At 58.1% G+C, this 23,778-nt stretch carries 18 protein-coding genes, 1 tRNA gene and 2 pseudogenes; 11 read left to right on the top strand and 10 right to left on the bottom strand.

Going from position 1 to position 23,778, the window contains the following annotated elements; all coding sequences use genetic code 11:
- Nucleotides 1–96 precede the first annotated feature (96 nt).
- Nucleotides 97–879, top strand: a complete 783-nt coding sequence (locus TU86_RS04245) for an SPOR domain-containing protein (RefSeq protein WP_048363062.1) — start codon at nt 97–99, stop codon at nt 877–879.
- Nucleotides 872–1,324, top strand: a complete 453-nt coding sequence (gene rimI / locus TU86_RS04250; RefSeq protein ID WP_048363063.1) for a ribosomal protein S18-alanine N-acetyltransferase — start codon at nt 872–874, stop codon at nt 1,322–1,324. The genes TU86_RS04245 and rimI overlap by 8 nt, the downstream gene beginning before the upstream one ends.
- Before the next feature lie 55 nt (nt 1,325–1,379).
- On the opposite strand, the gene TU86_RS04255 is transcribed toward rimI, so the two are convergent.
- The gene (locus TU86_RS04255; protein WP_048363064.1) at nt 1,380–1,793 is read right to left on the bottom strand and encodes a hypothetical protein; all 414 of its coding nucleotides are present in this window, start codon (nt 1,791–1,793) and stop codon (nt 1,380–1,382) included.
- Nucleotides 1,794–1,945: 152 nt separating this feature from the next.
- On the opposite strand from TU86_RS04255, the gene can reads away from it, so the two are divergent.
- Entirely contained in the window at nt 1,946–2,590 is a 645-nt protein-coding gene (can, locus tag TU86_RS04260; RefSeq protein ID WP_048363065.1) for a carbonate dehydratase, read from the top strand.
- Nucleotides 2,591–2,645: 55 nt separating this feature from the next.
- On the opposite strand, the gene TU86_RS04265 is transcribed toward can, so the two are convergent.
- Both TU86_RS04265 and TU86_RS04270 read right to left on the bottom strand, forming a co-directional pair.
- Nucleotides 2,646–4,055 (bottom strand): short-chain fatty acid transporter, encoded by a 1,410-nt coding sequence (locus TU86_RS04265; protein ID WP_048363066.1) that lies wholly within the window; start codon nt 4,053–4,055, stop codon nt 2,646–2,648.
- 129 nt (nt 4,056–4,184) lie between these two features.
- On the bottom strand, nt 4,185–4,415 hold the full coding sequence (locus TU86_RS04270; RefSeq protein WP_048363067.1) for a DUF6555 family protein: 231 nt from the start codon (nt 4,413–4,415) through the stop codon (nt 4,185–4,187).
- A gap of 303 nt (nt 4,416–4,718) precedes the next feature.
- Between TU86_RS04270 and TU86_RS23615 the strand changes: the two are divergent.
- From TU86_RS23615 to TU86_RS04300, 7 genes and pseudogenes are all read left to right on the top strand, one after another.
- Nucleotides 4,719–5,405: pseudogene (locus TU86_RS23615) on the top strand (PAS domain-containing protein); the annotation flags it as partial.
- A 108-nt stretch (nt 5,406–5,513) separates the two neighbouring features.
- Nucleotides 5,514–5,945, top strand: a pseudogene (locus TU86_RS23620) (methyl-accepting chemotaxis protein); the annotation flags it as partial.
- Nucleotides 5,946–6,042: 97 nt separating this feature from the next.
- The gene (locus TU86_RS04280) at nt 6,043–6,927 is read left to right on the top strand and encodes a Dyp-type peroxidase (protein ID WP_048363069.1); all 885 of its coding nucleotides are present in this window, start codon (nt 6,043–6,045) and stop codon (nt 6,925–6,927) included.
- A gap of 92 nt (nt 6,928–7,019) precedes the next feature.
- The gene (locus TU86_RS04285) at nt 7,020–9,851 is read left to right on the top strand and encodes a response regulator (RefSeq protein WP_048363070.1); all 2,832 of its coding nucleotides are present in this window, start codon (nt 7,020–7,022) and stop codon (nt 9,849–9,851) included.
- Nucleotides 9,841–11,031, top strand: a complete 1,191-nt coding sequence (gene pvrR, locus TU86_RS04290; RefSeq protein ID WP_048363071.1) for a response regulator cyclic di-GMP phosphodiesterase PvrR — start codon at nt 9,841–9,843, stop codon at nt 11,029–11,031. The genes TU86_RS04285 and pvrR overlap by 11 nt, the downstream gene beginning before the upstream one ends.
- Before the next feature lie 118 nt (nt 11,032–11,149).
- A complete protein-coding gene (locus TU86_RS04295; protein ID WP_048363072.1) occupies nt 11,150–14,353 on the top strand; it encodes a hybrid sensor histidine kinase/response regulator in 3,204 nt (1,067 codons plus the stop codon).
- Nucleotides 14,354–14,422: 69 nt separating this feature from the next.
- Nucleotides 14,423–15,070 (top strand): response regulator, encoded by a 648-nt coding sequence (locus TU86_RS04300; RefSeq protein WP_048363073.1) that lies wholly within the window; start codon nt 14,423–14,425, stop codon nt 15,068–15,070.
- 12 nt (nt 15,071–15,082) lie between these two features.
- Here TU86_RS04300 and TU86_RS04305 read toward each other — a convergent pair whose 3' ends face one another.
- The 6 genes from TU86_RS04305 to TU86_RS04330 form a co-directional block, all read right to left on the bottom strand.
- Complete coding sequence (locus TU86_RS04305) at nt 15,083–15,844, bottom strand: fimbrial biogenesis chaperone (RefSeq protein WP_048363074.1); 762 nt, start codon at nt 15,842–15,844, stop codon at nt 15,083–15,085.
- Between the two features lie 2 nt (nt 15,845–15,846).
- Nucleotides 15,847–17,160 carry a fimbrial protein gene (locus tag TU86_RS04310; RefSeq protein ID WP_048363075.1) on the bottom strand — a complete coding sequence of 438 codons (1,314 nt, stop codon included), beginning with the start codon at nt 17,158–17,160 and terminating at the stop codon, nt 15,847–15,849.
- 38 nt (nt 17,161–17,198) lie between these two features.
- The gene (locus TU86_RS04315; RefSeq protein ID WP_053075980.1) at nt 17,199–19,838 is read right to left on the bottom strand and encodes a fimbria/pilus outer membrane usher protein; all 2,640 of its coding nucleotides are present in this window, start codon (nt 19,836–19,838) and stop codon (nt 17,199–17,201) included.
- Nucleotides 19,839–19,854: 16 nt separating this feature from the next.
- Complete coding sequence (locus TU86_RS04320; RefSeq protein ID WP_048363077.1) at nt 19,855–20,583, bottom strand: fimbrial biogenesis chaperone; 729 nt, start codon at nt 20,581–20,583, stop codon at nt 19,855–19,857.
- 99 nt (nt 20,584–20,682) lie between these two features.
- A complete protein-coding gene (locus TU86_RS04325) occupies nt 20,683–21,213 on the bottom strand; it encodes a fimbrial protein (protein WP_048363078.1) in 531 nt (176 codons plus the stop codon).
- Between the two features lie 211 nt (nt 21,214–21,424).
- A tRNA-Met gene (locus TU86_RS04330) sits at nt 21,425–21,501 on the bottom strand.
- A 173-nt stretch (nt 21,502–21,674) separates the two neighbouring features.
- Here TU86_RS04330 and TU86_RS04335 point away from each other — a divergent pair.
- A complete protein-coding gene (locus tag TU86_RS04335; RefSeq protein ID WP_048363079.1) occupies nt 21,675–22,892 on the top strand; it encodes an MFS transporter in 1,218 nt (405 codons plus the stop codon).
- An 80-nt stretch (nt 22,893–22,972) separates the two neighbouring features.
- Here the strand turns inward: TU86_RS04335 and TU86_RS04340 are convergent, their stop codons facing one another.
- Nucleotides 22,973–23,512: an RNA polymerase sigma factor gene (locus TU86_RS04340; protein ID WP_048363080.1), complete on the bottom strand. Its 540-nt coding sequence runs from the start codon at nt 23,510–23,512 to the stop codon at nt 22,973–22,975.
- Between the last annotated feature and the right edge of the window lie 266 nt (nt 23,513–23,778).

The following is a 23,778-nucleotide window of genomic DNA, read 5'->3' on the forward strand; positions in this document are numbered from 1 at the left end:
GATGGGCCCAGCCACCATCGGGCGATCAACAGCAGGCGTGAAGGGCAGAAGGGCGGTAGAATCCCCGCTCTTTTGTTATCCACAGATGGCCGACCCTTGTTGAATGAGTCCCGCCGCCGCGCTTACTTGACCGCCATGCAGGTGGTCAGTTGGTTACCGCGCACTGAATTGCCGTTTGCCGCCCCGTCGCGGCCAGAACTGCTGGTGTTTGATGAGGCGCCTGTAGCGCCCGTGATTGCGCAGCCTGTGGCCAAGGCCAAGGTGGTGGTCGCACCGAGCGCACCTGCCGAGCGGCCAAAGATCGAAGTGCCACGGCCTTCGGTCACCGTGCGCGCGGCGAGCAAACCAGTGGTCGAAGGCGACGTCGCGCCCGTGGTGGCCAAAGCGGCGCCCGTGCCGCCCCCGCGTTTTGCCTTGCAGTTGCTGCGCGCAGGCCGTTGCCTGGTGTTGGTGGAGTTACCCACAGGTGGGGCGTTCCAAAGCCGCGATCCAGCCTATTTGTTGCTCAAAGACATGCTGCGTGCTGCGGGCTTGCCCGACAGCCCGCAAATCATTGGCGAGCCGATTCGCTGGCCTTTGCTGCGCCGTGGCAACGTCGATCAAGGGCCGGATGCGGCCCGTGAATTCGTACAGGGCTTTCTGATGGCGCGCCTTGAAGAGGCCGAGTGCGCCTGCTTATGGTTGATCGGATTGCCTGCGGTGCGTTTCGCCGGTGAGGTCAACGCCGAGTCGTTTAATCGCGAACTTGAAATTGAAGGGTTGGGCTGCGCATGGGCGCTGCCGGGCCTGGAACTGTTAATGGATGAGCCACACCGCAAAGCGGATGTGTGGCAAGCCATGCGCCGGCTGATGGCGCGCTGGAAACCTATCAATGAGTGACGCTGTAACGTTCCGCCCGATGACCGAGGCGGACCTCGATGCCGTACTGAAAATTGAATACGCGGCATTCAGCCACCCGTGGACGCGAGGCATTTTTCTCGACGGGTTGGGCAAATATCACATCTGGCTGATGTTCGAAGGCGAGCAGCAAGTGGGCCACGGCGTGGTGCAGATCATTCTGGACGAAGCGCATTTGCTCAACATCACGGTCAAGCCAGAAAGTCAGGGCCGTGGCCTGGGGCTTAAACTGCTGGAACACTTGATGTCGATTGCCTATCGGCACGAAGCCCGTGAGTGCTTCCTCGAACTGCGCGACAGCAACACCGCGGCCTTCAAGTTGTACGAGCGCTATGGCTTTAACGAGATCGGCCGCCGCCGCGACTATTACCCGGCAGTGGGCGGTCGCGAAGATGCGGTGGTCATGGCCTGTACATTGGTGGACTGACCGTTTGGCCCACCCCAAGCCTCTCCTTTTGGGAGAGGCTTGGGGTGAGGGGCTTTTAATCTTTACGCCCCACCGGGTCAATATCGGCCAGTTCGGCCTCATCCAGCCCACGGCCTGCGCCGATCTCGTCTTCATCCACCACGCTTAAATCCCAATCGGCCGCGCCGCCACGCGCTTGCGCGGCTTCCTGGGCATCGCGTGCGCCGTCTTCAGGGGTGAGCATGTCGGCGTCCAGATCATCCGGGTTTGAGTCCCGGCCAGGCAGTGCGGCGCCACTCAGTTCTTTATTACGGGGACGATGGGCGGCCACATGGCGCTCGTATTCTTCATCGCTCAGCAAGTCAGTCAAAGGCTCATGCGTGTCTTCGTCATCGTCGAAATCCAGCGGCTCAACCGCTCCCATGCGGTCTTCGGTATCGTCGATTTCTGACGGTTCTTGCGCCCCGAATGGGCGGCGTGAATCGGTCATGGTAAATCCTCTTACTGTGGGGCCTGATACGGTGGACTGTAGCTAAGCTTGAAGATTCCACCTGATTGCCCACTGGATTTGGCAGTTGCCCACGTGACCCCGACCGCCGGTCGGCTGTCAAAGCTGCGCATCAACTCTTGAGGCCTTACCGTATGAACGAACTACAAGATCTGATTGATAACAACGCACGCTGGGCGGATGCGATCAAGCAGCAAGATCCCGAATTTTTCGCCAAGCTGGCTCGCCAGCAAGCGCCGGAATACCTATGGATTGGTTGTTCGGACGCACGCGTACCGGCCAACGAGATCGTCGGCATGCTGCCCGGCGATCTGTTTGTACACCGCAACGTCGCCAATGTGGTGCTGCACACCGACCTCAACTGCTTGTCAGTGATTCAATACGCGGTCGATGTTTTGAAGGTCAAACACATCCTGGTCACCGGCCACTACGGTTGCGGCGGTGTCCGCGCCTCGATGCAGGACCAGCAACTGGGCCTGATTGACGGCTGGTTACGCTCGATTCGCGACCTGTATTACGAAAACCGCGAAGCGCTGGCGCTGCTGCCCACCGAAGAAGAACGGGTTGACCGCCTGTGCGAACTCAACGTGATTCAACAGGTGGCTAACGTGGGGCATACCAACATTGTGCAAAACGCCTGGCACCGCGGGCAGAGCCTGTCGGTTCATGGCTGTATTTACGGGATCAAGGACGGTCGCTGGAAAAGCCTGAACACCACCATCAGCGGCCTGGACCAGTTACCGCCGCAATACCGCTTGCGCCCGGTAAAACCGGTCTAAACAGCCCCCTCACCCTAGCCCTCTCCCAAAGGGAGAGGGTTAGGGTGAGGATTTTTTATGGCATCACAGGTGGCACATACGTCAGCGTCGTTCCCAACGCCCACAGTAAAAACAGCACCAAGGGTGCATGCACCAACAACTGCACGAACGAAAACCCGATCAAGTCCCGAGCCTTCAACCCCAGCACACCCAATAACGGCAACATATAAAACGGGTTAATCAAGTTGGGCAGCGCTTCAGCCGCGTTGTAGATCTGTACCGCCCAGCCCAAGTGATAACCCAGGTCATTGGCCACTTGCATCACGTACGGCGCTTCGATGATCCACTTGCCGCCACCCGACGGGATGAAGAACCCTAGCACCGCCGAGTACACGCCCATCAATACGGCATAGGTGTCGTGAGACGCGATGTGCACAAAAAACGTCGAGATGTGATGCGCCAGGGTTTGCCCGTCGGTGCCTTTGACCACGGTCATCAATGCGGCAATCGAGCCGTACAGCGGAAACTGAATCATCACCCCGGTTGTGGTCGGCACGGCGCTGGCGACGGCATTCAGAAAACTGCGCGGTCGCCAATGCAGCAGCGCGCCGAGCATCAAGAACAAAAAGTTGTACGTGTTAAGCCCCGAAATAGCGCTGATTGCCGGCTTGGTCGAGAACTCGTGAAACAACCAGCCTGCCGCCAGCAGCACCAGCAATAGGGTCAGCAGTGGGCTGTATTCCAGCCATTCGCCCGGTCGGGTGCGTTCAGGCAGCTTGGGCAGGCTGAAACTGGGGTCAATGCCGCACGCTGCGGCATCGCGCGCCGACGCCGGGCCGGGGGCCGTGGCGTATGCCACGATCAACGACACCACCACCAGCGCCGCCAGTAACACACCGGACTGCCACAGAAAGATGGTTTCAGTGAACGGGATGACCCCGGTAATCGCCAGAATAGACGGCGGCAAACTGGCCGGGTTGGCCTGCAACTGCGCCGCCGAAGACGACAACCCCAAAGCCCACACCGCGCCAAGGCCCAGGTACGCGGCCGCGCGGTAGTCCATGCGCAAGTTCGTACGGCGCGCCAGTGCCCGCACCAGCAACCCGCCAAAGACCAGTGACAAGCCCCAATTGAGCAAGGAGGCGACCATCGAAATCAACGCCACCCAGCACACGGCCTGGCGTCCGTTCCTGGGTACTTGCGCGAGTTTGTCGATCAGTTTGACGGCGGGCGGTGAGCTGGCGACCACGTAGCCACCGATGACCACGAAGGCCATTTGCATGGTGAAGGGGATCAGGCTCCAGAAACCATCGCCAAACGCCATCGCCGCGTCTGTGGGTTTGGCCCCCATTGCCATCGTGGCCAGCGCCACGGTGATCACTGCAACGGCGGCAAACACCCATGAATCGGGGAACCAGCGTTCGGCCCAATTGGAACAGCGCAGGGCAAAGCGGGCATAACGGCTGGCTTCAATCTCAGCGGCCATGGGACATACCTCAATTTCTTATGATTATGGTGACGCCTGCACCCAGCCTTTGAAGGTTCAAGGCATAGGCGGCGACTGAGCACACCATAAATCAATCCTGAGGTATTGCCGATGGGCACCCGCGCAGGCTTAGGTGGAGGCCGAGCGCCATGTCACGTTGGCGACGCCTTTTTTTTCCATGTCGGCGCGGCTGAGTTTTTTCGCAGCATCGCGATCATTACGCGCGATACGTTCGACCCCCGCGTCGCAGCCAGCCCAATACCATGCCGTGGCGTCGTTCAGGCGGGGCTGGCGGATGATGAAAGATTTCGGTGTGCCGTGCAGCGTGTAGTCAATAACGAAAAGTTTGGCTGAGTTCATGGCTTAACAATGGCTCCCTGTGATGTATTTGGGATTGCGTGCATCTCGAAAAATTCACTTCAATTGTCGGTGTCACGCACACCGGTTTAAGGGGGTGGGTCGGCCAGGTTTCGTACGTAAAGTATTTTTGATCAACGGTCGTGTTTTGTCCTTCAGAAAAGGCACTCCTAGCCGATTCTGTTTCACGCAGACCATCATTGCCCCGGGTATCCCATGTTTAACAAACGCTTGAAGCAAGAGCTAGCGGCTCTTCGCGAAGAACTGTCCAGCTTGCAACAAGTTAAAGAGAGCCTGGACAGCGAAATGCTGGTGCTCTCGTTGGGGGCAGATGGACGCATTGAGACCGCAAATCACAATTTCACCCACGAAATGCTTTACGCCCATGGCGCGCTGATTGGGCGGCACATTGACGACCTGTTCCCTGCGCACCTGAAAAACGACGAGCACTTGCGTCGTTTCAAAACGGCCATGACGCGCAGTGAGCATTTCAGCGGCACCGTACGGTTGCTGCGCGGCAATGGGCAAGAAGCCTGGCTACGCTCGATCGTGCAGCCGATTCTTGATTCCAGTGGCCGTGTGTTGCGTATTTCGATTTTTTCCAGCGACCTGACGCGCACCATCGAAGCGTCCCGCGACCACGAAAACCTGATGAGCGCATTGCTGCGCTCCACCGCCGTGATTGAGTTCAACCTCAATGGCGAGGTGTTGACCGCCAATGACCGCTTTCTCAATGGCATGGGCTACTCGCTGGCGCAGATTCAAGGCAAGCATCACCGCATGTTCTGTACCCCGCAGGAGCAAGGCAGCGCCGAGTATCAGGCGTTTTGGAAGCGCCTGAATGCGGGTGAGTTTGTCGCCGGTCGCTTCCAGCGCATTGACAGCCACGGCCGCGACGTGTGGCTCGAAGCGTCGTACAACCCGGTATGTGACGCCAATAACACGCTGTACAAAGTGGTCAAGTTCGCCACGGTGATTACCGATCAAATTCATCAGGAGCAAGCGGTGTCCGAGGCAGCCAGCATTGCCTACAGCACGTCTTTGCAAACCGATGAGAGTGCGCAGCGCGGAACCAAAGTCGTGACCCAGGCTGTGGATGTGATGCGTGACCTGGCCAAACACATGCAGCAGGCCGGGGACGGCATTGAGGCGTTGAATGATCAATCGCAAGTGATTGGCACCATCGTCAAAACCATCAGTGGCATTGCCGAGCAAACTAACTTGTTGGCACTCAACGCCGCCATCGAGGCTGCGCGTGCCGGTGAGCAGGGGCGTGGGTTTGCTGTGGTCGCCGACGAAGTGCGGCAGTTGGCGTCTCGTACCAGCAAAGCCACCGAAGAAATCATTAATGTGGTGCGTCACAATCAGGACATGGCCCGCGACGCCGTGGCCTTGATGGCCGATGGCAAGTTACAGGCTGAAGAAGGGCTGGCACTGGCGGCGGAAGCGGGCACGGTGATCGTTGAGATTCAGGACGGTGCGCAAAAAGTGGTGAGCGCGGTCGGGCAGTTTGCTAACCAACTCTCGTCTTAAACCTTGATATGCCGGGGTTGTACTCAAGAAAAGTAAGCTCCGGGTGACGGAAAAAGTACGGGTAGGCGTAAACTCTGCGCTTTCCAAAGGAGTTTCTATGAGTCTCTACCAGTCGAGCATTCTGGCTAAGCCGATCCCTTCGCAAGCGCGTTATATGTTTTTCGCCCTCAAGTCAGTAGAAGCCTTGCCGGCTGCACTTGACGTTTTGTCGCAGTGGGTGGACGGCAAAAGCGTGGTGGCGGGTTTTGGTTCGCCGCTGGTAATGGCTTTGGGCGCTAAAGTTCAGGGCTTGCGCGTGTTCCCGGCGCTCAATGCGATGGTCGAAAACCCGTCAACCCAACATGCACTGTGGCTTTGGCTGCTGGGCGATGACCGTGGCGAGCTGCTGCACCGCAGCCAAAAGATTGAAACCGCGCTGGCCTCTGCGTTTAACCTGCTGCAAGTCACCGAAGGCTTTCGCTACGGTACCGACCGCGACTTGACCGGCTACGAAGACGGCACTGAAAACCCGGTGGACGAGGCGGCCGTCGACGCCGCCATCGTCGCCAACGCAGGACCGGGGCTGGATGGCGGCAGTTTTGTGGCCATTCAGCAGTGGCAGCATGACTTGAACGGCTTCGCGGCACTGCCGTGCGAGGAGCAGGACAACATCATGGGCCGTCGCATGAGCGACAACGAAGAACTGGACGACGCCCCCGCATCCGCCCACGTCAAACGTACTGCGCAAGAGAGCTTCAGCCCTGAAGCCTTTATCGTGCGCCGTTCCATGCCGTGGACCGAGAACGGTAAGTCGGGTCTGATGTTTGTCGCCTTTGGTCGCACCTTGAACGCCTTTGAAGTGCAACTGCGCCGCATGAGCGGTCTGGAAGACGGCATTATTGACGGCCTGTACCGCTACAGCCGACCGCTCAATGGCGGCTATTACTGGTGCCCGCCGCTCAAGGACGGGCGCCTGGATTTCAGGGCCGTCAGCCCTGCCTGAGTTTTATTTGCACGCCTACAGTGCGTTGGCTGAACCGTTTTTTTAAGGTTTGTCTGATGTTTCAAAAGCCGCCAGATCCCTAGTCTGGCGGCATGAAGCTCAAACAGTTTTTCCGTCCGTTAGATGCCTCGTTCTCGACCTCAATCGCAGCGCGTACCTTGCTGCGTTCTTTTTTCGTCGCGTTGCTGCTTTCGTTGTTCGGCGGGCTTTACGTTTACCTCAATTCCAGCTTTGACCGGGAAATCTCCCAGCGTCGCGGTTACATGAGCGGTGCCATTCTTGAGGCCCAACGTTTTTTTACGGGCCATGAAATTCTTCTCAAAAGCCTCAGTTTGTCGGCGGTGCGCAATAACAAACCGGCGGTGATGGAACCTGAAGAAGACAGTGACGAATTCCAGTTGGTGCTGGGTGAGGGCGCCCACTCCTGGAGCCTGTGGCAGACATCTCGCGAACTGGACTACCTGCGCAGTAAAAAAATCAATCTGCTGTACGTCAAGGCGGGCAGTGTCGTGCAGGCCGAACGATTGACTCAGACAGCACTTAACCCGGTGGCAGTGGACCAGGACGTGTTGCGCCAGCTCAAAGCGCTCGAACACTCGCAGGTTTCGGTCGTGGGGGAGCACTGGTTCAACGCCACACCCAACCTGGTGCTCACTGAAAACTCCGCGTTGTACCTGTTCACGTTGCTCGACAAGCGTGATCCCGCGTCGGGCTGGTTGGGGCTGGAAATAGAAGGGACTGATATTTCCGCCGCGATGGACCGCAAGTATGCGGGTGATTTTGTGGTGCTCAATGCCCAGGGCGAAGAGATTTTTGCCAGCGCCTTGAACCCCGGTTTACGCCAGGCCCTGAAAAGTTTTGCCGGTGACAAGCACTTTGGCTTTACCGGCGAAGGCGTGTGGCCGGACTACCTGATCATGCGCAACCAGTTGGGGTACGCCGACCTGAACGTGGTGTATTCGATGGAGTTCGGCCATTTGCTGCTGGCCATGCGTGAGCCGTTGCTGATTGGGCTGTTGCTGGCTGTGGGCTGCACGCTGGCGTTGGGCCTGTTGGTGCGGCGCATTGAACGGCAATTGATTAACCCGGCGATTAATCGCAAACAGGCGTTGATAGAGAGTGAAGCGTTCAGCCGCGCAGTGATCCAGACCGCGCCCGTGGCCCTGTGTGTATTACGGCGTGCCAACGGCGCAGTGGTGCTGGAAAACACCCTGGCCCAGCAATGGCTGGGACGTGGCCGTGAGCGCGACGCGTTGTGCCATGACTGGATCGATCAGGCGTACCACGGCGACGGCCTGCCCCGTGTCGACGAGTTTTCGGTGGCGGGTCGGCATTTACACATCAGCTGTGTGGCCACCCGTTACAAAGGTGAGGACGTGTTGCTGTGTGCGTTCAGCGATATTAGCGCGCACAAGGACGTCGAGCTGGCGCTGGAGCAGGCCAAGCGCGAGGCCGACAAGGCCAATGAAGCCAAAACCTTGTTTCTTGCCACCATGAGCCATGAGATCCGCACCCCGCTCTATGGTGCCTTGGGCACCCTTGAGTTATTGAGCCGCACCCAGCTGAACCCGCGACAAAAGGAGTACCTGCACGCCATCCAGAACTCCTCATCAACCTTGCTGCAATTGATTTGCGACGTGCTGGATGTGTCAAAGATCGAGGCCGGTCAGTTGGTGCTGGAGGTCAATGAGTTTGCGCCACTGGACTTGATCCAGGACGTGGTCAATGGCTATTCGGCTGCCGCGCAAAGCAAAGGTTTGCAACTGTATGCCCACATTGATCCGCAGTTGCCCGAGCAGCTGATCGGCGATGGCCCGCGTATCCGTCAGATCCTGAACAACTTGCTGAGCAATGCGGTCAAGTTCACTGAAAGTGGGCAAATCGTTGTGCGGGTCAAGGTTGAAAGCCGAAACGATGAACGGGTGACGGTGCTGTGGCAGGTCACGGACACCGGGCAGGGCATTGCTCAGCAGGACCAGCCATTTTTGTTCGACCCGTTTTATCAGACCGGCACCCGTGCCAACGTGATCACGGGCACGGGGTTGGGCTTGTCGATCTGTCAGCGCCTGATGTACCTGATGAGCGGCAGCATGCGCGTGGTCAGCGAGCCGGGGCTGGGTAGCAGTTTTACCTTGAGCTTGCCGCTCGAACAGGGCTATGCACCACGGATCACGACGCCCGTTGAGTTGCTGCCTGAAACCGTGTTTGTGGTGTCGTCGATGCCGGAAATGGCCGAGAACATCAGTGGCTGGTTAAGCCGCTGGGGCGCCAGGGCACAAGTGCTGCGCCCCGGTATGGACATCAGCGACCGCAACGCGGTGCTGGTTGAAATTCACCCCGGTGATTGCACACATAACCATGAGCTGGAATGGCCGGGACCGGTGGTCGTGGCCTGCGGCAGTGTGTGCTTTGCCCAGCCTGAACAAGAAACGCCGCAGTGGCATGTCAACTTGAGCTACTTGCAGGATTTGCGTCGCGCGGTCAGTCAGGCGCAAGGGCTAAGCCCGTATGCGCGACCTGCTGGCCTGGCAACCAGTGTTTTCAAACCCTTGGGGTTGCACGTGTTGGTGGTTGAAGATAACGCCATCAGCCAGTTGATTCTCAAAGACCAGCTCGAAGAGCTGGGCTGCACGGTCGACCTGGCCTCGGACGGCTTGGAGGCGCTGGCGCTGTGGCAGCCGGCGACCTTTGACCGGGTGCTGACGGACGTCAACATGCCACGTATGAATGGTTACGAACTGGCCGCACAATTGCGCCAGCTCGATAGCAGCGTGCCCATCATTGGGGCCACCGCCAACGCGCAGCACGAAGAGCGTGCCCGTTGCCTGGCGGTGGGGATGAATGAATGCCTGGTCAAACCGTTTGGCCTCAGCGCCTTATTTACTTGCCTTGAGCAAACCCAGAGGAAGCCGCATGCCGTATAGCGTTCTGATCGTCGAGGACCATCCTTTTCAGCATGAATACTTGCTCAACCTGTTTCGTGACTTGGGCAATATTCGGGTCGAAGCGGCCCGTGACGGCAATGAAGCGTTTGAGTGGCTGCAAAAGCGGCCTTTTGATCTGGTGCTCACCGATTTATTGATGCCAGGCATGGACGGCGTGCAACTGATCCAGCGGCTGGCATCTTTGCCGCACAAACCGGCACTGGCGATCATGAGCGCGGCCTCGCGGCGCATGATTGTCAGTGCCAGCCTGGTGGCGCAAAGCATGGGGTTGACGGTGGTAGGGCAATTGTCCAAACCCGTGGTCCCCGCGGCGGTCCGTACCGTGATGACCACACTGGACAAATTACTCACCAGCGATCAACCCCTTAAGCGCGAGCCGTTGGTGCTGGAGCGTGAAGCCCTGCGCGCGGCAATGGCAAGTGGTGCGTTGCAAGCGTGGTTCCAGCCCAAAAAATCACTTCATGACGGCCACATCGTGGCGGCCGAGGCCCTGGCGCGCTGGGTTCATCCTGAGCTGGGATTGTTGATGCCCGCTGACTTTTTGCCGTCGTTGGTGGGGCATGGGCTGGAAAAAGAACTGTTGCTGCTGTTTATCAAGCAAACCATTGCCGCCCAGAGCAGTTGGGCCAGCCAGGGCTATGACATTCCCGTGTCGATCAACTTGCCCACCCACTTGCTCGATGACGATGACCTGGCCGACGCCTTGCATGATTACGTGCGCGCCGAAGGCGGGATACCGGCCAAGCTCGCCTTTGAGTTGATGGAGTGCTCCACCACGCAGGGCATCAGCAAGTATTACGCTGGCGCCTGCCGGTTGCGCATGAAAGGTTTTGGGCTGGCCCAGGACGACTTTGGACAGGGTTTCAGCTCGTATTTCAATTTGGTGTCGACACCGTTCACCGAACTGAAAATCGACCGTGCGCTGGTGCATGGCTGTGTCGAAAATGAAAACCTGGCCTCGGCGTTGGCCAGTATTGTGGCCTTGGGCCGCCAGTTGGGTCTGGAGGTGGTCGCCGAAGGGGTCGAGAGTCAGGAAGAGCTGGCCCTGCTGCGCAAGCTCAACTGTGACCGGGTGCAGGGTTTTCTGATATCGCGTGCCGTATCATCAGGTCACTTCGGGCACCTGCTGCATGAGGATGCTCCGCCGCTGCTGCACTGACCCCGGCAAGTGGCAGCATCTGGCCTGAAAATGGACCGCCTTCATCCGCCGCCATCCGCTCGTCTACGCTATACGAGCCTGAGCCCGTTGGGCCATCACGCCAAAAACAGGAAGTAACATGACCGCCGACAACACCTCGCTGGGCAAACTCGCATTGAGTTCCATGCGCTTGAACCGTGGCGTCTTGATTTTGGTGGGCGTCGCGGTGGTGCTGGTGGGCACCTGCGCCTGGGCGTTGCAGCGCTTGCTGGAAGTGGAAGTGAACAAGGTCGATTATCACTTTTCACTGCTGGTGGAGAACCTGAATGAAAACCGTCTGTTTTTGAACAACGTTAACAGTGCCGTCAAAGATGCTCAGGATGTATTGGACAAGAACATCACCCCGCTGCAAAGCGCTCTGGTGTTTCAAGGCGCCGGGATGAACATCTATGAGGGCAAGGAGTTCTCGTTTTCGACACCGTTCAACCTGGCGCAAAGCGATGCGAGCCAGACGATTAGCCAGTCGGCGTTTTCGCTGGGCATGCACTTGTCCAACTTCTACAGCGGTTTTTGGTCGGGGTCGGTGTACCCCTCGCCGCAATTGTTTCTATTGCCGCCCAACCATGATTTCACCCTTGCCGTACCCGCCATCGGCGCTCGTCGCGGACATGTAGCGATTCTCAGCCTTGAGTCGTATCTGAACACCAGCCGAAGCCTGCTGCACCTGTTCAAGGCGCGCAAGGATGAGCTGCAAGAGGGGCAGGTGTACTGGTCCAACACCGGCAGTGTCAGTGAAGGCAATGCCCAGGTGTTTGCCTTCATAAAAATCAACTTGCCCTCCAAGTTTCTGGATGTGGCGGGGACTGACCGAGAGGTGCTGCTGGCGGCCCTGATCAATGTGCGGCGCCTGGCCCAAACCCCTTCGAGTGTGACCTCCCCGAAGTTTGACGACCTGACGCTGATCGCGCCAACGGGTGCCGTGTTGCTGGGAAGTGTGCATGACAACAACACGCGGCCCGATGGCATGCGCTTTACCTCCCACGGGCTGGAAATGAAAGTCTCCAGTGAGGGTGAGGATCGCTGGACGGCGCTATACCGGATCAGCTACGACAGCTTTTTTCATTATGCAAAATGGCAACTGTTGAGCATTTTGTGTATCGCGCTGTTCAGTGTGTACGTGGGCTGGCTGGTCAATCGCTGGTACCGGCTACGCGTGGTACGCCCGGCTGAACGCGCACATCGGCGGGTGATTGAAAGTGAAATATTCAGCCGCGCAGTGATCGACACGGCGCCCACGGGCTTATGCGTGGTACGCCAGTCCGATAACCATATGTTGTTGGCCAACAAGCGGGCACAAGAATGGTTGGGCAATTCGCAGTACATTTCACGGCTGGTTCGTGAGCAGCAAGCGGACATGGGAGAAGCCTGCGTGGAAGTCGGCGGGCGCTATTTCCATGTCAGTTTCAGCAGCACACGCTACCAGGAGCAGGATGTCATCGTGTGTGCCTTCAGTGACGTGACCGGGCACAAGGACGACGCCGCTGCGCTGAACCACGCCAAGCATCAGGCCGAAGAGGCCAGTCATGCCAAGACCACCTTTTTAGCGACCATGAGTCACGAAATCCGCACCCCGTTGTATGGCGTACTCGGCACCCTTGAGTTGCTGGAATTGACGCCATTGGACAGTCGTCAGCGGGTGTACCTCAATACCATCTCGCGTTCCTCGTCGACCTTGCTGCAATTGATCAGCGACATTCTTGATGTGTCCAAGATCGAGTCCGGGCAAATGGCACTGGAGACGGGGCGTTTTTGCCCGCTGGACATGGCCGAGGAAGTGGTGGACGCGTACGCGGCCTCCGCCGAAAGCAAAGGCTTGCAAATCTATGCCTGCATCGATGCCGATGTGCCCGACCAGTTGAGCGGTGATCAGTCGCGCATCCGCCAGATTCTCAACAACCTGCTCAATAACGCGATCAAGTTCAGCGACTATGGTCGCGTAGTACTGCGCCTCAAGGTATTAAGCCGGGATGCGCACAACGTGACGTTGCAGTGGCAGGTGACGGACACCGGCGTAGGTATTTCCGAGGCCCAGCAGCAGCGTTTGTTCGAACCGTTTTACCAGGTGTTTAACGGCCACTCAGCGGGCGGCACGGGGCTGGGACTGTCAATTTGTATGCGTCTGACGCAGTTGATGGACGGCCAATTGCGTGTGGTCAGTGAACCGGGACTGGGCAGCAGTTTCAGCTTGATGCTGGAGATGCCGATCCTTGAGGGGGCCTTGCCGGCGGTCAGCGACCTGCATCTGCGCCCAACCCCGGTGTATGTGCGGGCACCGGTCATTGAGCTGGCGCAAACCACCTGTGACTGGCTTAACCGCTGGGGTGGCCATGCGCTGGTTGCACCCAGCGGTTCGATCAGCACCTCGCCTGGGGCGGTATGGGTGGATTTATTGCCCAGCCGTCACTCGACCGTGCAATGGCCTGGCCCGTGCGTGATTGGCCTGCCCGGCTCCGGCCAGCCGGAGTACACGGCGCAGGGCTGGCTCGTGGGCGTGAACATGATTCGCGGTGTGGCCCGTGCCGTCATGCTGGCGCAGCTTGGGCGTGTGGACACCACCGTCGGCCAACCTCCTGTGCGACGCGAGAAGCTCGACCTGCGGGTGCTGGTGGCCGAAGACAACCCGATCAATCAAACCATTCTCAAAGAGCAGCTCGAAGAACTGGGGTGTCGTGTGGTACTCGCTTCTCACGGGCAAGAGGCCCTGAGTTTGTGGTCGCCGCAGGCGTTTGATGCGGTGTTGACCGACGTCAACATGCCGATCATGAATGGTTACGAACTGGCTGGCGCCATTCGCCAGCAGGATGCCCACATCCCGATCATCGGGGTCACCGCCAATGCCATGCGCGAGGAAGGCGAGCGGTGTATCGCGGTGGGTATGAACGCACGCATGGTCAAGCCTATGACCTTGCAGAGGTTATGGGCCGAGTTGGTACGCGCCTGCGGCATAAAACTGCCTGAGTCAGAGCCTCCTTCTGCGGCCCAGAATCCCGCGCCAGTCGAAGTACCCATCGTGGTCTCTGCGCGGATGCGTGATTTATTTATCAACACCATGGGCGCCGATATAAAAAACGCGCAGCAGGCGTTGAATGCTCGCGACAGTGATGCGCTCAAGGCCCTATTGCATTGTATTCGGGGGGCTTTGGCGGTGGTTCAGGCACATGCGTTGACCGAGCGCTGCGGTGAACTTGAGCACCGCCTGGAAGGTCATGTATTGGATGAGTCTTTGTACGATCAGATCGAGGCGCTGTTGGCTCGCATCAAGCGGGCTGTAGCTACGGTTTGATATTTTCGCTTTCCCACACCACCGATTGAGCGCGTCACAGAGTGATCGTTCTTTTGACAGGATGTACCTGTGCCAAAAATAAAAGTCGTATTAGCGGATGACCACCCGATCGTGCTGATGGGCGTTAGGGATCTGATCGAGCGTGATGGGTGTTATGAAGTCGTGGGCCAGGCTCAGACCCCCACAGAGCTGATTGAGCAGTTGCAACGCTTGCAGCCAGACATTGTGGTCACCGATTACAACATGCCGGGGGATGAAACCTATGGCGACGGGGTCAAGCTCATCGAGTACCTGATCCGGCATTTTGCGCAGGTCAAGATCCTGGTGCTGACCATGCTCACCAACAACTTGATTCTGTCGCGTCTGTATGACTTGGGGGTCGGCGGGATTATTTTGAAAAACGGCGACCTTAATGAGATCCCGCTGGCGCTCAGCGCGCTGGCAAACGGAGAGAAGTGGCACAGCAAGGCCGCCCAGGGAGCCGCCAGTGTCGTGGAGCGTTCAGATGCCGTGCAGGCGCGGATTTCCAGCCTGTCGGTCAAGGAGTTTGAGGTGTTGCGCCGCTTTGCATCGGGGATGAACGTGCGCGATATCGCTCACTCGCTTAATCGCAGTGTGAAGACCGTGAGTTCGCAGAAGGTTTCAGCCATGCGCAAGCTGGACGTGGAAAACGATCACGCCTTGCTGACCTTCTGCATCAGCATGAACCTGATTTGAACCGCCGCAGGTTTAGGGATTGAGCACAGGGGCGGTGGCGGTGTGAAAGTGACCGCCGTCATCCACCCAGGTAAAGCTCACTTTCAGTCCTTTGGGGTTGATCTGGCTGCCAGGGGCCATGCGATAGCGCTTTTCGCCATACGGTGGCGCCATCATGTCCAGGGTTTGCGGCACGGCCATCTGCTTGTCGTTGTCGACCAGGCGCAAAGACGCCATCGAGGCGTGATAAGGGGTCGGGTTACGCAGCACCAGCACCCATTGCTCGCCTTGTTGCTCCAGGGTGAACGTCAGCACCTTGGGCATGTCTTCGGCCGTACTTGGCAAGTTCTTAGGGCGGTAAAAAATCTTCATCTGGGTGTTCATGGCCAGCGCTACGGCTGCCTGCGGTGCAGGCGTGGTGGTGGACTTGGGAGCAATCTCATAGAGGTTGAGCCAAAATACCGACTCGCGGTCTTTGGGCAATTGATCGCCGTTATAAATAATGCGCAAGCCTTGCACCGCCCCCGGTTGCATACGAAACACAGACGGCAGGGCGATCATTGGTGAGGTGCTTTTTTCCGGTGCCTGCTGGTCTTCGCCGTCGTTGACCCAGGTTTGCACCACCACCGGATACGGATTGATATTGGCCAGCATCAGCGAGTGCTGATTTTGCCCCTCTTCATAAATGACCCGCGTGCGTGATGCCATGACGCCTGCCTGTGCGGGGAGAATGAACACGCACAACAGGGCGAGCATTAATAGCCGGGTGAGGGTGAGTGTTATTTTTTTAGTCATGTTTACTGCACCTTAACGAGGACGTAAGCGGTGGCATTCACCTTGCCCGGTGTGGCTTTACGCCCCGGCAGGGTTTTGAGAATGGCGGTGAGGGTCTGGGTATAGGTGGTGTAGCCCGAGGCGGCGCTGCCATTGGCACTGGCGCCGTCTTTGACCGGGTACCAGCCACTCGCGTTACCGCCGCCCGCCACCCCCGTGCCCAGGAAGTTCATTTGCTTGCCGTTGTTGCTCAAGGCAATGCCAACCCCGGTGGCAATGGAGGGGTCTGTGCCGTACCCGTTGGAAACCAGATGCGTGACGCCTTGGGACCCGGTCAGCAGCCCCAGTTCCGCGGCCTTGGCATACGCGGCGGCAGACACTTGCACGCCCATTGCCGTCTGGTTGGTATTAACACCGGACACCGCCTGATCGCTGCATTCAATCTCGATGCTGAAATCACTTTCGCGGGTCATGTTGTCATTCAGTTCCTGAGCCGTGACGGGCATGAACATCACCAGCGGCGTGACGTTGCGCGCCACGCAGGTGGCGGTGTAGCTGATCGACGCGGCGCTGCGCATGCCAAAGCCAATACCGTTGTACTGGCCCCAAAAGTAATAGTTGGTGTTGGAGTCAGTGCCCACGGTGTCAGACTTGTAGCCCGGACCTTGAAATTGCACATAGCCATTGGGCTGGGTGCAGGTGTAGCTGTAATTGCCGCTGCCGCTCGCCGCCGCTTGACCGCCGCAGTAGTTACTGCCGCTGCCGGATGTGGGTGGCAGGCTGGACACGCGCGCCAGGTCGGCCTGCACCATGCTCAGGTGCTTGGGTTTGATTTGCAGCTTGTTGCCGACCACGTCGTATTGGGTGATCTTGCTTTGCTGCCAATAGCGGGTGAACACTTTGCCGGAATTGAGGTGCGTCAATTTGAGGCCGACATACGGAAAGTACGTGGCGTAGTAGCCGGGCAACCCGTCATTGGTGGATGTACCGGCACCGTTGCCGATTTCCCAGTAGCCGCCCACCCGGTCGTCGCCGTTGGTGGCAAACACTTCATACAGCTCATCTTTGTCCGCCAGGTCGCACTGCCAGAGCACGGTCTCGCTGTTTAGCCCCGTCGCGGTGGCGCTGTCGACGATGGTGGTGCCCAGCGGCGTCCCGACCGGTTGCAGGTAGGTGCTGGTGAGGTTGACCCGGCCAAAGCTGATTTGCGCCGAGTAAGGGTCAAGCACGTTAATGCCGTTGTAGACGCGGGTACAGGTGGCGTGTGCAGCGGGCAGCGCGGCGAGAGTCAGCGCCAGTAGCAATAACTGATTCAATCGTGGGCGTAGAGTGAACATAAAAGGCCTCGATTTTCAGGGTGTGAATAAAGGGGAAATCAGAGCGCACGGCATTCGCTGGTCACGCGCAGCAATGGCTGCTCCAGATCGCGATCCGACACGTCGTAATGCAGAACGCATTGCTCTTGCGGCCGATCACCCCAGCGCAGGGTCAATGCGCCTTCAGGCTTCTCGCTGCGCAAGTAAGCCTGGCTGCCTTGACCGACCATACCGATCACGCTGCCACTTTCGTCGAGCACGTCCGCACCCATAGGGACGGCCTGATTATTGGCCAACAGGGCCTTGACCAGCAGGGCGTTGCCGCTACGGGTTTTGAACTGGATTTTGACGGCAGCACCGGCATACGGCGCGATGCGGCGCTGACCGTCGTCGAGTTCGGTTTTCTGGTTCATGCCTTCCGGGGTGATGGCCACGGTGTTGTAGCGGTACGGCGTGAGCGCGGGCACGAGTGCGTAGCCTGAGTCATCAATGGTCGTGCCCTGGCTGTTCATGATTTTTGCGCCGCTGGCGCCTTTGGCTTCCACCAGGGCGAAGGTGTCACCCAAATACGGTCCAAAGGTTACCCCACCGCTGTGAATCGCCACGGCACCGCGGGCGCTGCCGGAAGCTTGCCAGTAGTCTTCGCCCTTGGAGGCGCTGAGGGCGAGGCTGGTCTTGGGCAAACGTTTTTGCAGGTTGCCACTCCAGGTGTTCTGTTTTTGCTCGGCGTCGTGAGACACGTCCATCCCGTAGCTCAGGGTTTGTTCTGCGCCTGCTGTGCCGGACAACGAGGTTTGATACACATTGCCGTAGGTCGAGCTGTGGCTGACCGAGCTGCTCAAGGTCGGCGTGTTGTTCTTCGACGGGCTGCCCAGCGGGAATGACACCGAGAGCAAGGTGACGGTTTCAGTCGAGCCGGGCGAAGAAGGGTTCCAACTGCCGCCGTTGACGTTGTTGCCGTTGTTGTGACCGTCGAAGCCGCCGTAACGGGTGTTTTCGAAGCTCCCCGTGGACTGGCGTGAGACCGACAGGTTGAGGCTCACCGAGTTTTTCAGCGTATTGGCATAGCCCAATTGCAGCTGTGTGTCGCGTTCACGGCCGTTGCGGTAATCCTGAGTCGAGCCGGACACGTAAATGGAGCCGTACTCGGCCAGGCTTTGGTTGACCGACACTTCAAATCGCGAGCGTTGCAGGTAGCTGGCCGAGTCCCACTCTTCCCCTTTGCGCAACGATTCACGCACGCCGAGCACGTCGCCCAGGTCGCGATAACCAGCGGTGGAGTAACGGTAGCCGGCAATCGACAAGGTGGTGTTGGTCGGTGCGAAGGTGCGGCTGTACGACAAGCGCGCCATCCAGCCATCGACCAGGCCCTCTTGCGGCATGTCGGCCCGTGAGTAGGTAGCGTCCAGGCCAAACGCGCCCAGCCAGTTGGCGTACACGCCACCCAATACCAACGCCTGATAACCGTCCGCCACCCGTAAACCGGTGTTGGCGGTGACGGTGTTGGTCAGGCCGCGCTGGTAGGTGAACTCGCTGAACAGGTCGTTATCGCCCACGTCACTGGTCTTGCCCACGGCGGCGCTGTAGCGCGAGGTCCCGGGGCGCAGCGATTCGGGTACGGCCGAGAACGGCACGCTGAATCGGCTGATGCTGCCGTCCGCTTCTTGTACCGAGACTTCGAGGTCGCCGTTGTAGTTGGTGGCGTAGAGGTCGTTGATTTCAAACGGCCCCGGCGCGACGGTGGCTTCGTAAATGTCATTGCCGTTTTGGCGCACGGTGACCTTGGCGTTGGTCTTGGCGATCCCGCGTACGGTCGGCGCATAGCCACGTACCGACTCGGGCAACATGCGTTCGTCTGAGGTGATTTGCACCCCGCGAAAGCCAAGCCCGGAGAAGAAGCGCCCTGAGGTGTAGCCTTCGCCCGCGGTCAGTTCGCTGCGCAGGCTTGGCAATGCGCGTTGCACGTAAGTGCGCGTGGCATTCCAGTCGCTGCCGTGTTGCGAGTCGTAGCGCAGGGACGCTTGCTGGCGCAGGCGCCACATGCCCAGGTTCAGGCCGCTGTTGAGCGCCAGATAGCTGGAGTCGGTGTCTTGGGCGTGACTCCCGCTGCGACTGACGTGGTATTGGTTGGCGCTGTAGTTGATAAAACCGATGGTGCTGCCCGCGTCGAGGTTTTGCGGTGAGACATAACCGCGCGGTACGTGCAGCATCAAGCTTTGCGGCATGCTGATGTCGAGGCGCAGTTGGGCGAAGTCAAAATGGCTGCTGGCGTCTTTTACCGTGTCGCTGAGCAATTGGCATTCGCTGCCTTGCGTGTCGGTAATGGCACTGGCCAACACGCCTGCGCCTTCCAGCAACTCGCGCGCCAAGCACGGTTGCACATCGCCCTGGGCTACGGCCACAAACTGCACGGGCACGCGTTCGACGAAACGATCATTGAGGTACAGGTCGACGGTGTAATGGCCGGGGTCGATGGCGTTGATTTTGTTAAAGCGCGACAGCGAGCCGCCGCCAAACATCATGTTGTCGTCAAACTGATAGTCGTCGTTACTGCTGCTGGTTTCGGTCTCGGCCTGGGCGGTGCCCGCGCTCAATCCGCTGCACAGGATCGTCGACGACACCAGCAGCATTGCCCACAGCCAACGGCTATGGGGGGCGCGGTTGCGGATCCGGCAAGGGGTGAAGTGAGTCACGGTCATGTGCATTTTCTCAGGGCTAGTGAAGCGGCAAGTCAGTGGTGACGTCAGCGCCGTAATCGTTCACCAGCGTCAAGCGCAATTGGTTGCCCGCGTTGGCCCCTTTAACCGGCCATTGAGCGTTGGAGTAGGGGGCGATCATCACGGCTTTGGCCACGTTGACCGGTTTGCCGCCGACCAGCAGGTTGGCCTCACGGATCACCGCGTGATAACCGCTGTTGTTTTCGGCGCTCACGCTCAGGTTTGAACCGCTGCCTTGCAGCTTGAATGTCATCGATTTGGTGATGTCTTCCGGGTTGCCAGCGATGCTTTCAGGGCGATAGAACACCTTCATCCGGCTGCTCACGGTGAGCATCAGCTTGTTGGCGTCCATGTCGTGGGCCTTGAGGGCTGGCATCTGCATGAAGTTGATGTAAAACACGGACTCGCGGTCTTGCGGCAAGTCTTTACCGGTGTACACCAGGCGCACGATTTGCCCGGCCTTGGGGTTCATCCGAAAAATCTGTGGGCTGGCGATAAACGGCGCATCAGCGGTTTGCGGCGTGGACGCCGGGTCGCCTTTGTCCACCCAGATCTGCACCAGATTGGGATACGCATCGTGACTGGTGAGTTGCAGGGCTTTTTCGCGAATGCTGGCGGGGTAGATCACCCGTGTGCCGCTCATGACCACACTGGCCAGTGCGTTTTGGGCAACGGTGACGCCGATCAGCAAACCAACGGACAGGGCTAAGCGTTTCAGGCAGGTCATGACCAACTCCTTCCGAAATGCTGGGGATCAGATAAGGGCAATCGAGGTGCGGACCCGCCGCTTCGCGAGGTGCGAAGGCGGCAGGTCAGAGGGCTACGCTTACAGGTAGTCGAGGGCGTACTGAGCCGAAGCCGATACGGTACCGGCCGTTGCTGCGCCCGTGCTGATGTAGCGCGCAGCGAAGTCGTGGCTGGTCGCGGTCTCGTCTTTTTTCAAGATCAGGCCGGAAACCGAGGTCATGCCGCTCAGCGCGATCGGGTTGCCGCCGGTAGCATCCAGCAGTTGGATGGCGACGTTTTGTGCGGTGCCGGTGTTACCCAGGTTGCCGCCGGCGTTCACGTCAGCGCCCAGGAACGTGGTCTTGATGTTCAGGTCGCCAGTGGTCGGTGCCGTGCAACCGGTCACCGCGATGGTGAACGGCGTTTCGCCTGCGAATTTACCGGCGGTGTCCAGGTCGCTGGAAGCAACGGTGGGCAGAACCACGATTGGGCTACCGGAGTTACCGTTGACCGACACCTGGCACGTCTGGTCAGACACCTGGCCCTTGAAGGTGATGGTGTTTTGGCTGGCGGCAGCGAAAGAGATCGCCGGGAATGCCGTCATCGCGATGAGCAGAGCAGTACGCTTCATAGTAATAATCCTGATAACTGGAGATGAGGCTCGAGCCCAACCCATTCTTCGTGGAGTCGGTCAGGAGCAGGTTTAGCCAGTTCAGGTTATCGATCGGGGGGCAGATCTTTAATCAGACGATTCTTAAAAGCCCGCGGGCTGCGGTTCAGAGGCGCTGATTTTCTACAGGCATAAAAAAATGGCTTACCTTGCGGTAAGCCATTTTTAGTATTGGTGGCTACACAGGGACTTGAACCCCGGACCCCAGCATTATGAATGCTATGCTCTAACCAACTGAGCTATGTAGCCAATGGCGCGCATTATTCCCTCGAGTGGGGCATGTGTCAAGCAAATATCTTAAAAAATTTGCTGTTCTATCAACCGCTTAAGGTTTTCCAGCGTTTGCATGGAAATATGTTGTTAAAAAGTGGCACATTGACGTCCCCTGCAAGTGCGCATTCACCTGATGTACGGAAACGCTTATGGCCCTTAGCAACGCTCAAACAAAAACAACGACAGCCTCGTCACCCGCTCAAACCAGCCCGTTAGTGCTGCGCATCATCGGCGCAGTCGCATTGGCGCATCTGATCAACGATTTGATTCAAGCCGTTCTGCCTTCGATCTATCCGATGCTCAAGGCTAAATATGACCTGACCTTCACTCAGATCGGCCTGATTACCCTGACCTTCCAGATGACCGCGTCGCTGTTGCAGCCGTGGGTGGGTTATTACACGGATCGACACCCCAACCCATTGCTGCTGCCTGCGGGCATGGTGTGCACACTGGTCGGGATTTTGATGCTGTCTCAGGTGGGCAGTTTCCCCTTGATTCTGCTGGCCGCAGCATTGGTGGGCATCGGGTCGTCGACCTTTCACCCGGAGGCCTCCAGAGTGGCGCGGCTGGCTTCAGGCGGGCGCTATGGTTTTGCGCAGTCCACTTTTCAAGTCGGTGGCAATGCGGGTTCTGCCTTCGGGCCGTTGTTGGCCGCCGCGATCATCATTCCGTTCGGGCAGGGCAATGTCGCCTGGTTTGGCTTGTTTGCGCTGTTCGCGGTCGGATTGTTGTATGCCATCAGCCGCTGGTATCGCAGCCACTTGAACCTGTTCAAGCTCAAGTCCGGGCAAAAGGCGACCCACGGGTTATCGAAACAACGGGTATTGGCGGCACTCGTCGTGCTTGGGCTGTTGGTGTTCTCCAAATACTTCTACATGGCCAGTCTGACCAGTTACTACACGTTCTTTCTGATTGAGAAGTTCGGTGTGTCGATCGCCAGCTCGCAAATGTATTTGTTTCTGTTCTTGGGCGCTGTGGCGGCGGGCACCTTCTTTGGCGGGCCTATCGGTGACCGTATTGGACGTAAGGCGGTGATCTGGTTCTCGATTCTGGGCGTGGCGCCGTTCACCTTGCTGCTGCCGTATGCCGATCTGTTCTGGACCAGTGTGCTGAGTGTGGTCATCGGTTTTATTCTGGCCTCGGCGTTCTCGGCCATTGTGGTGTATGCCCAAGAGCTGGTGCCGGGCAATGTGGGCATGATCGCAGGTATTTTCTTCGGCCTGATGTTTGGCTTTGGAGGGATTGGTGCCGCGCTGCTCGGGCATTTGGCTGATATTCATGGCATCGAGTACGTATACACCTTGTGCTCGTATCTGCCGCTGTTGGGTGTATTGGCTATTTTCTTGCCACGCTCGCAAAAAGCGTGAGGCCATTGTCTGACTCAAAACCACGGGACTTGGCAGAACAGTCCCGTGGTGAGTCAGTACCTTCACGCGGGTAATCGTCTTTAACGGTGGGTGGCTATCTTGAGCTGCTCTCTCGCTCGAGAGATGCGTGAGCGAACCGTGCCGATGGGGATTTCAAGGGCGAGCGCGGTGTCTCGGTAATTACCGCCGGTTTCCAGAGAGGCATAGAGCGTATTGCGCATCTCTTTGGGCAGGTGGTCAATGGCAATCAGGGTGCGCTCAAGGCGTTGCTTGATCTCGAACTGCCCACCCAAGTCTTGAGCGTTATCCAGGTCCGTGCACAGCGCTTCATCAAATTCGCAATGTATGGGTTTTGCGTAAAGGCGGCGAAAGTGATTGCGGATCAAGTTCTGTGCAATACCGCACACCCACGTACTGATCGTTGCCTGGCCACTGTATCGGTCTTTACCGCGCCATGCTTCAAGGCAGGTTAATTGAAAAATATCGTCAGCATCTTCGGGGTTCAATACACGTTTGTGGATAAATGCCTTCAATTTTCGTTGAAGTTCGGGTGATAAATCCAACACGTTCTGCGGCGCGTTTACAGGTCGGGTGAGTGAAACATCTTTACGCTGATTCATTATTCATCCTCAGGATAAGCGGCCTCGAAATAATTTCGAGAAAGACCTCCTAAGCACTGCGTGTGCCAATCTTCTGAAGTGATTTATCAAGTTGATTTATATGTGGTTTTATAATTGCCGCGGTTTTTTTTGTGCCGTTATTTGCATAATCATGCGTGCGCGTGCGCCAACTTTTTCAATTTAAAAAATAGTCACATTAATAAGGAACTGTTCACGCGTACTTGGCCACACAGAGGATCGAAACTTCTCTGATGGGCGATTACGCT

This window comes from Pseudomonas weihenstephanensis (assembly GCF_001043055.1).
Lineage (GTDB): Bacteria > Pseudomonadota > Gammaproteobacteria > Pseudomonadales > Pseudomonadaceae > Aquipseudomonas > Aquipseudomonas weihenstephanensis.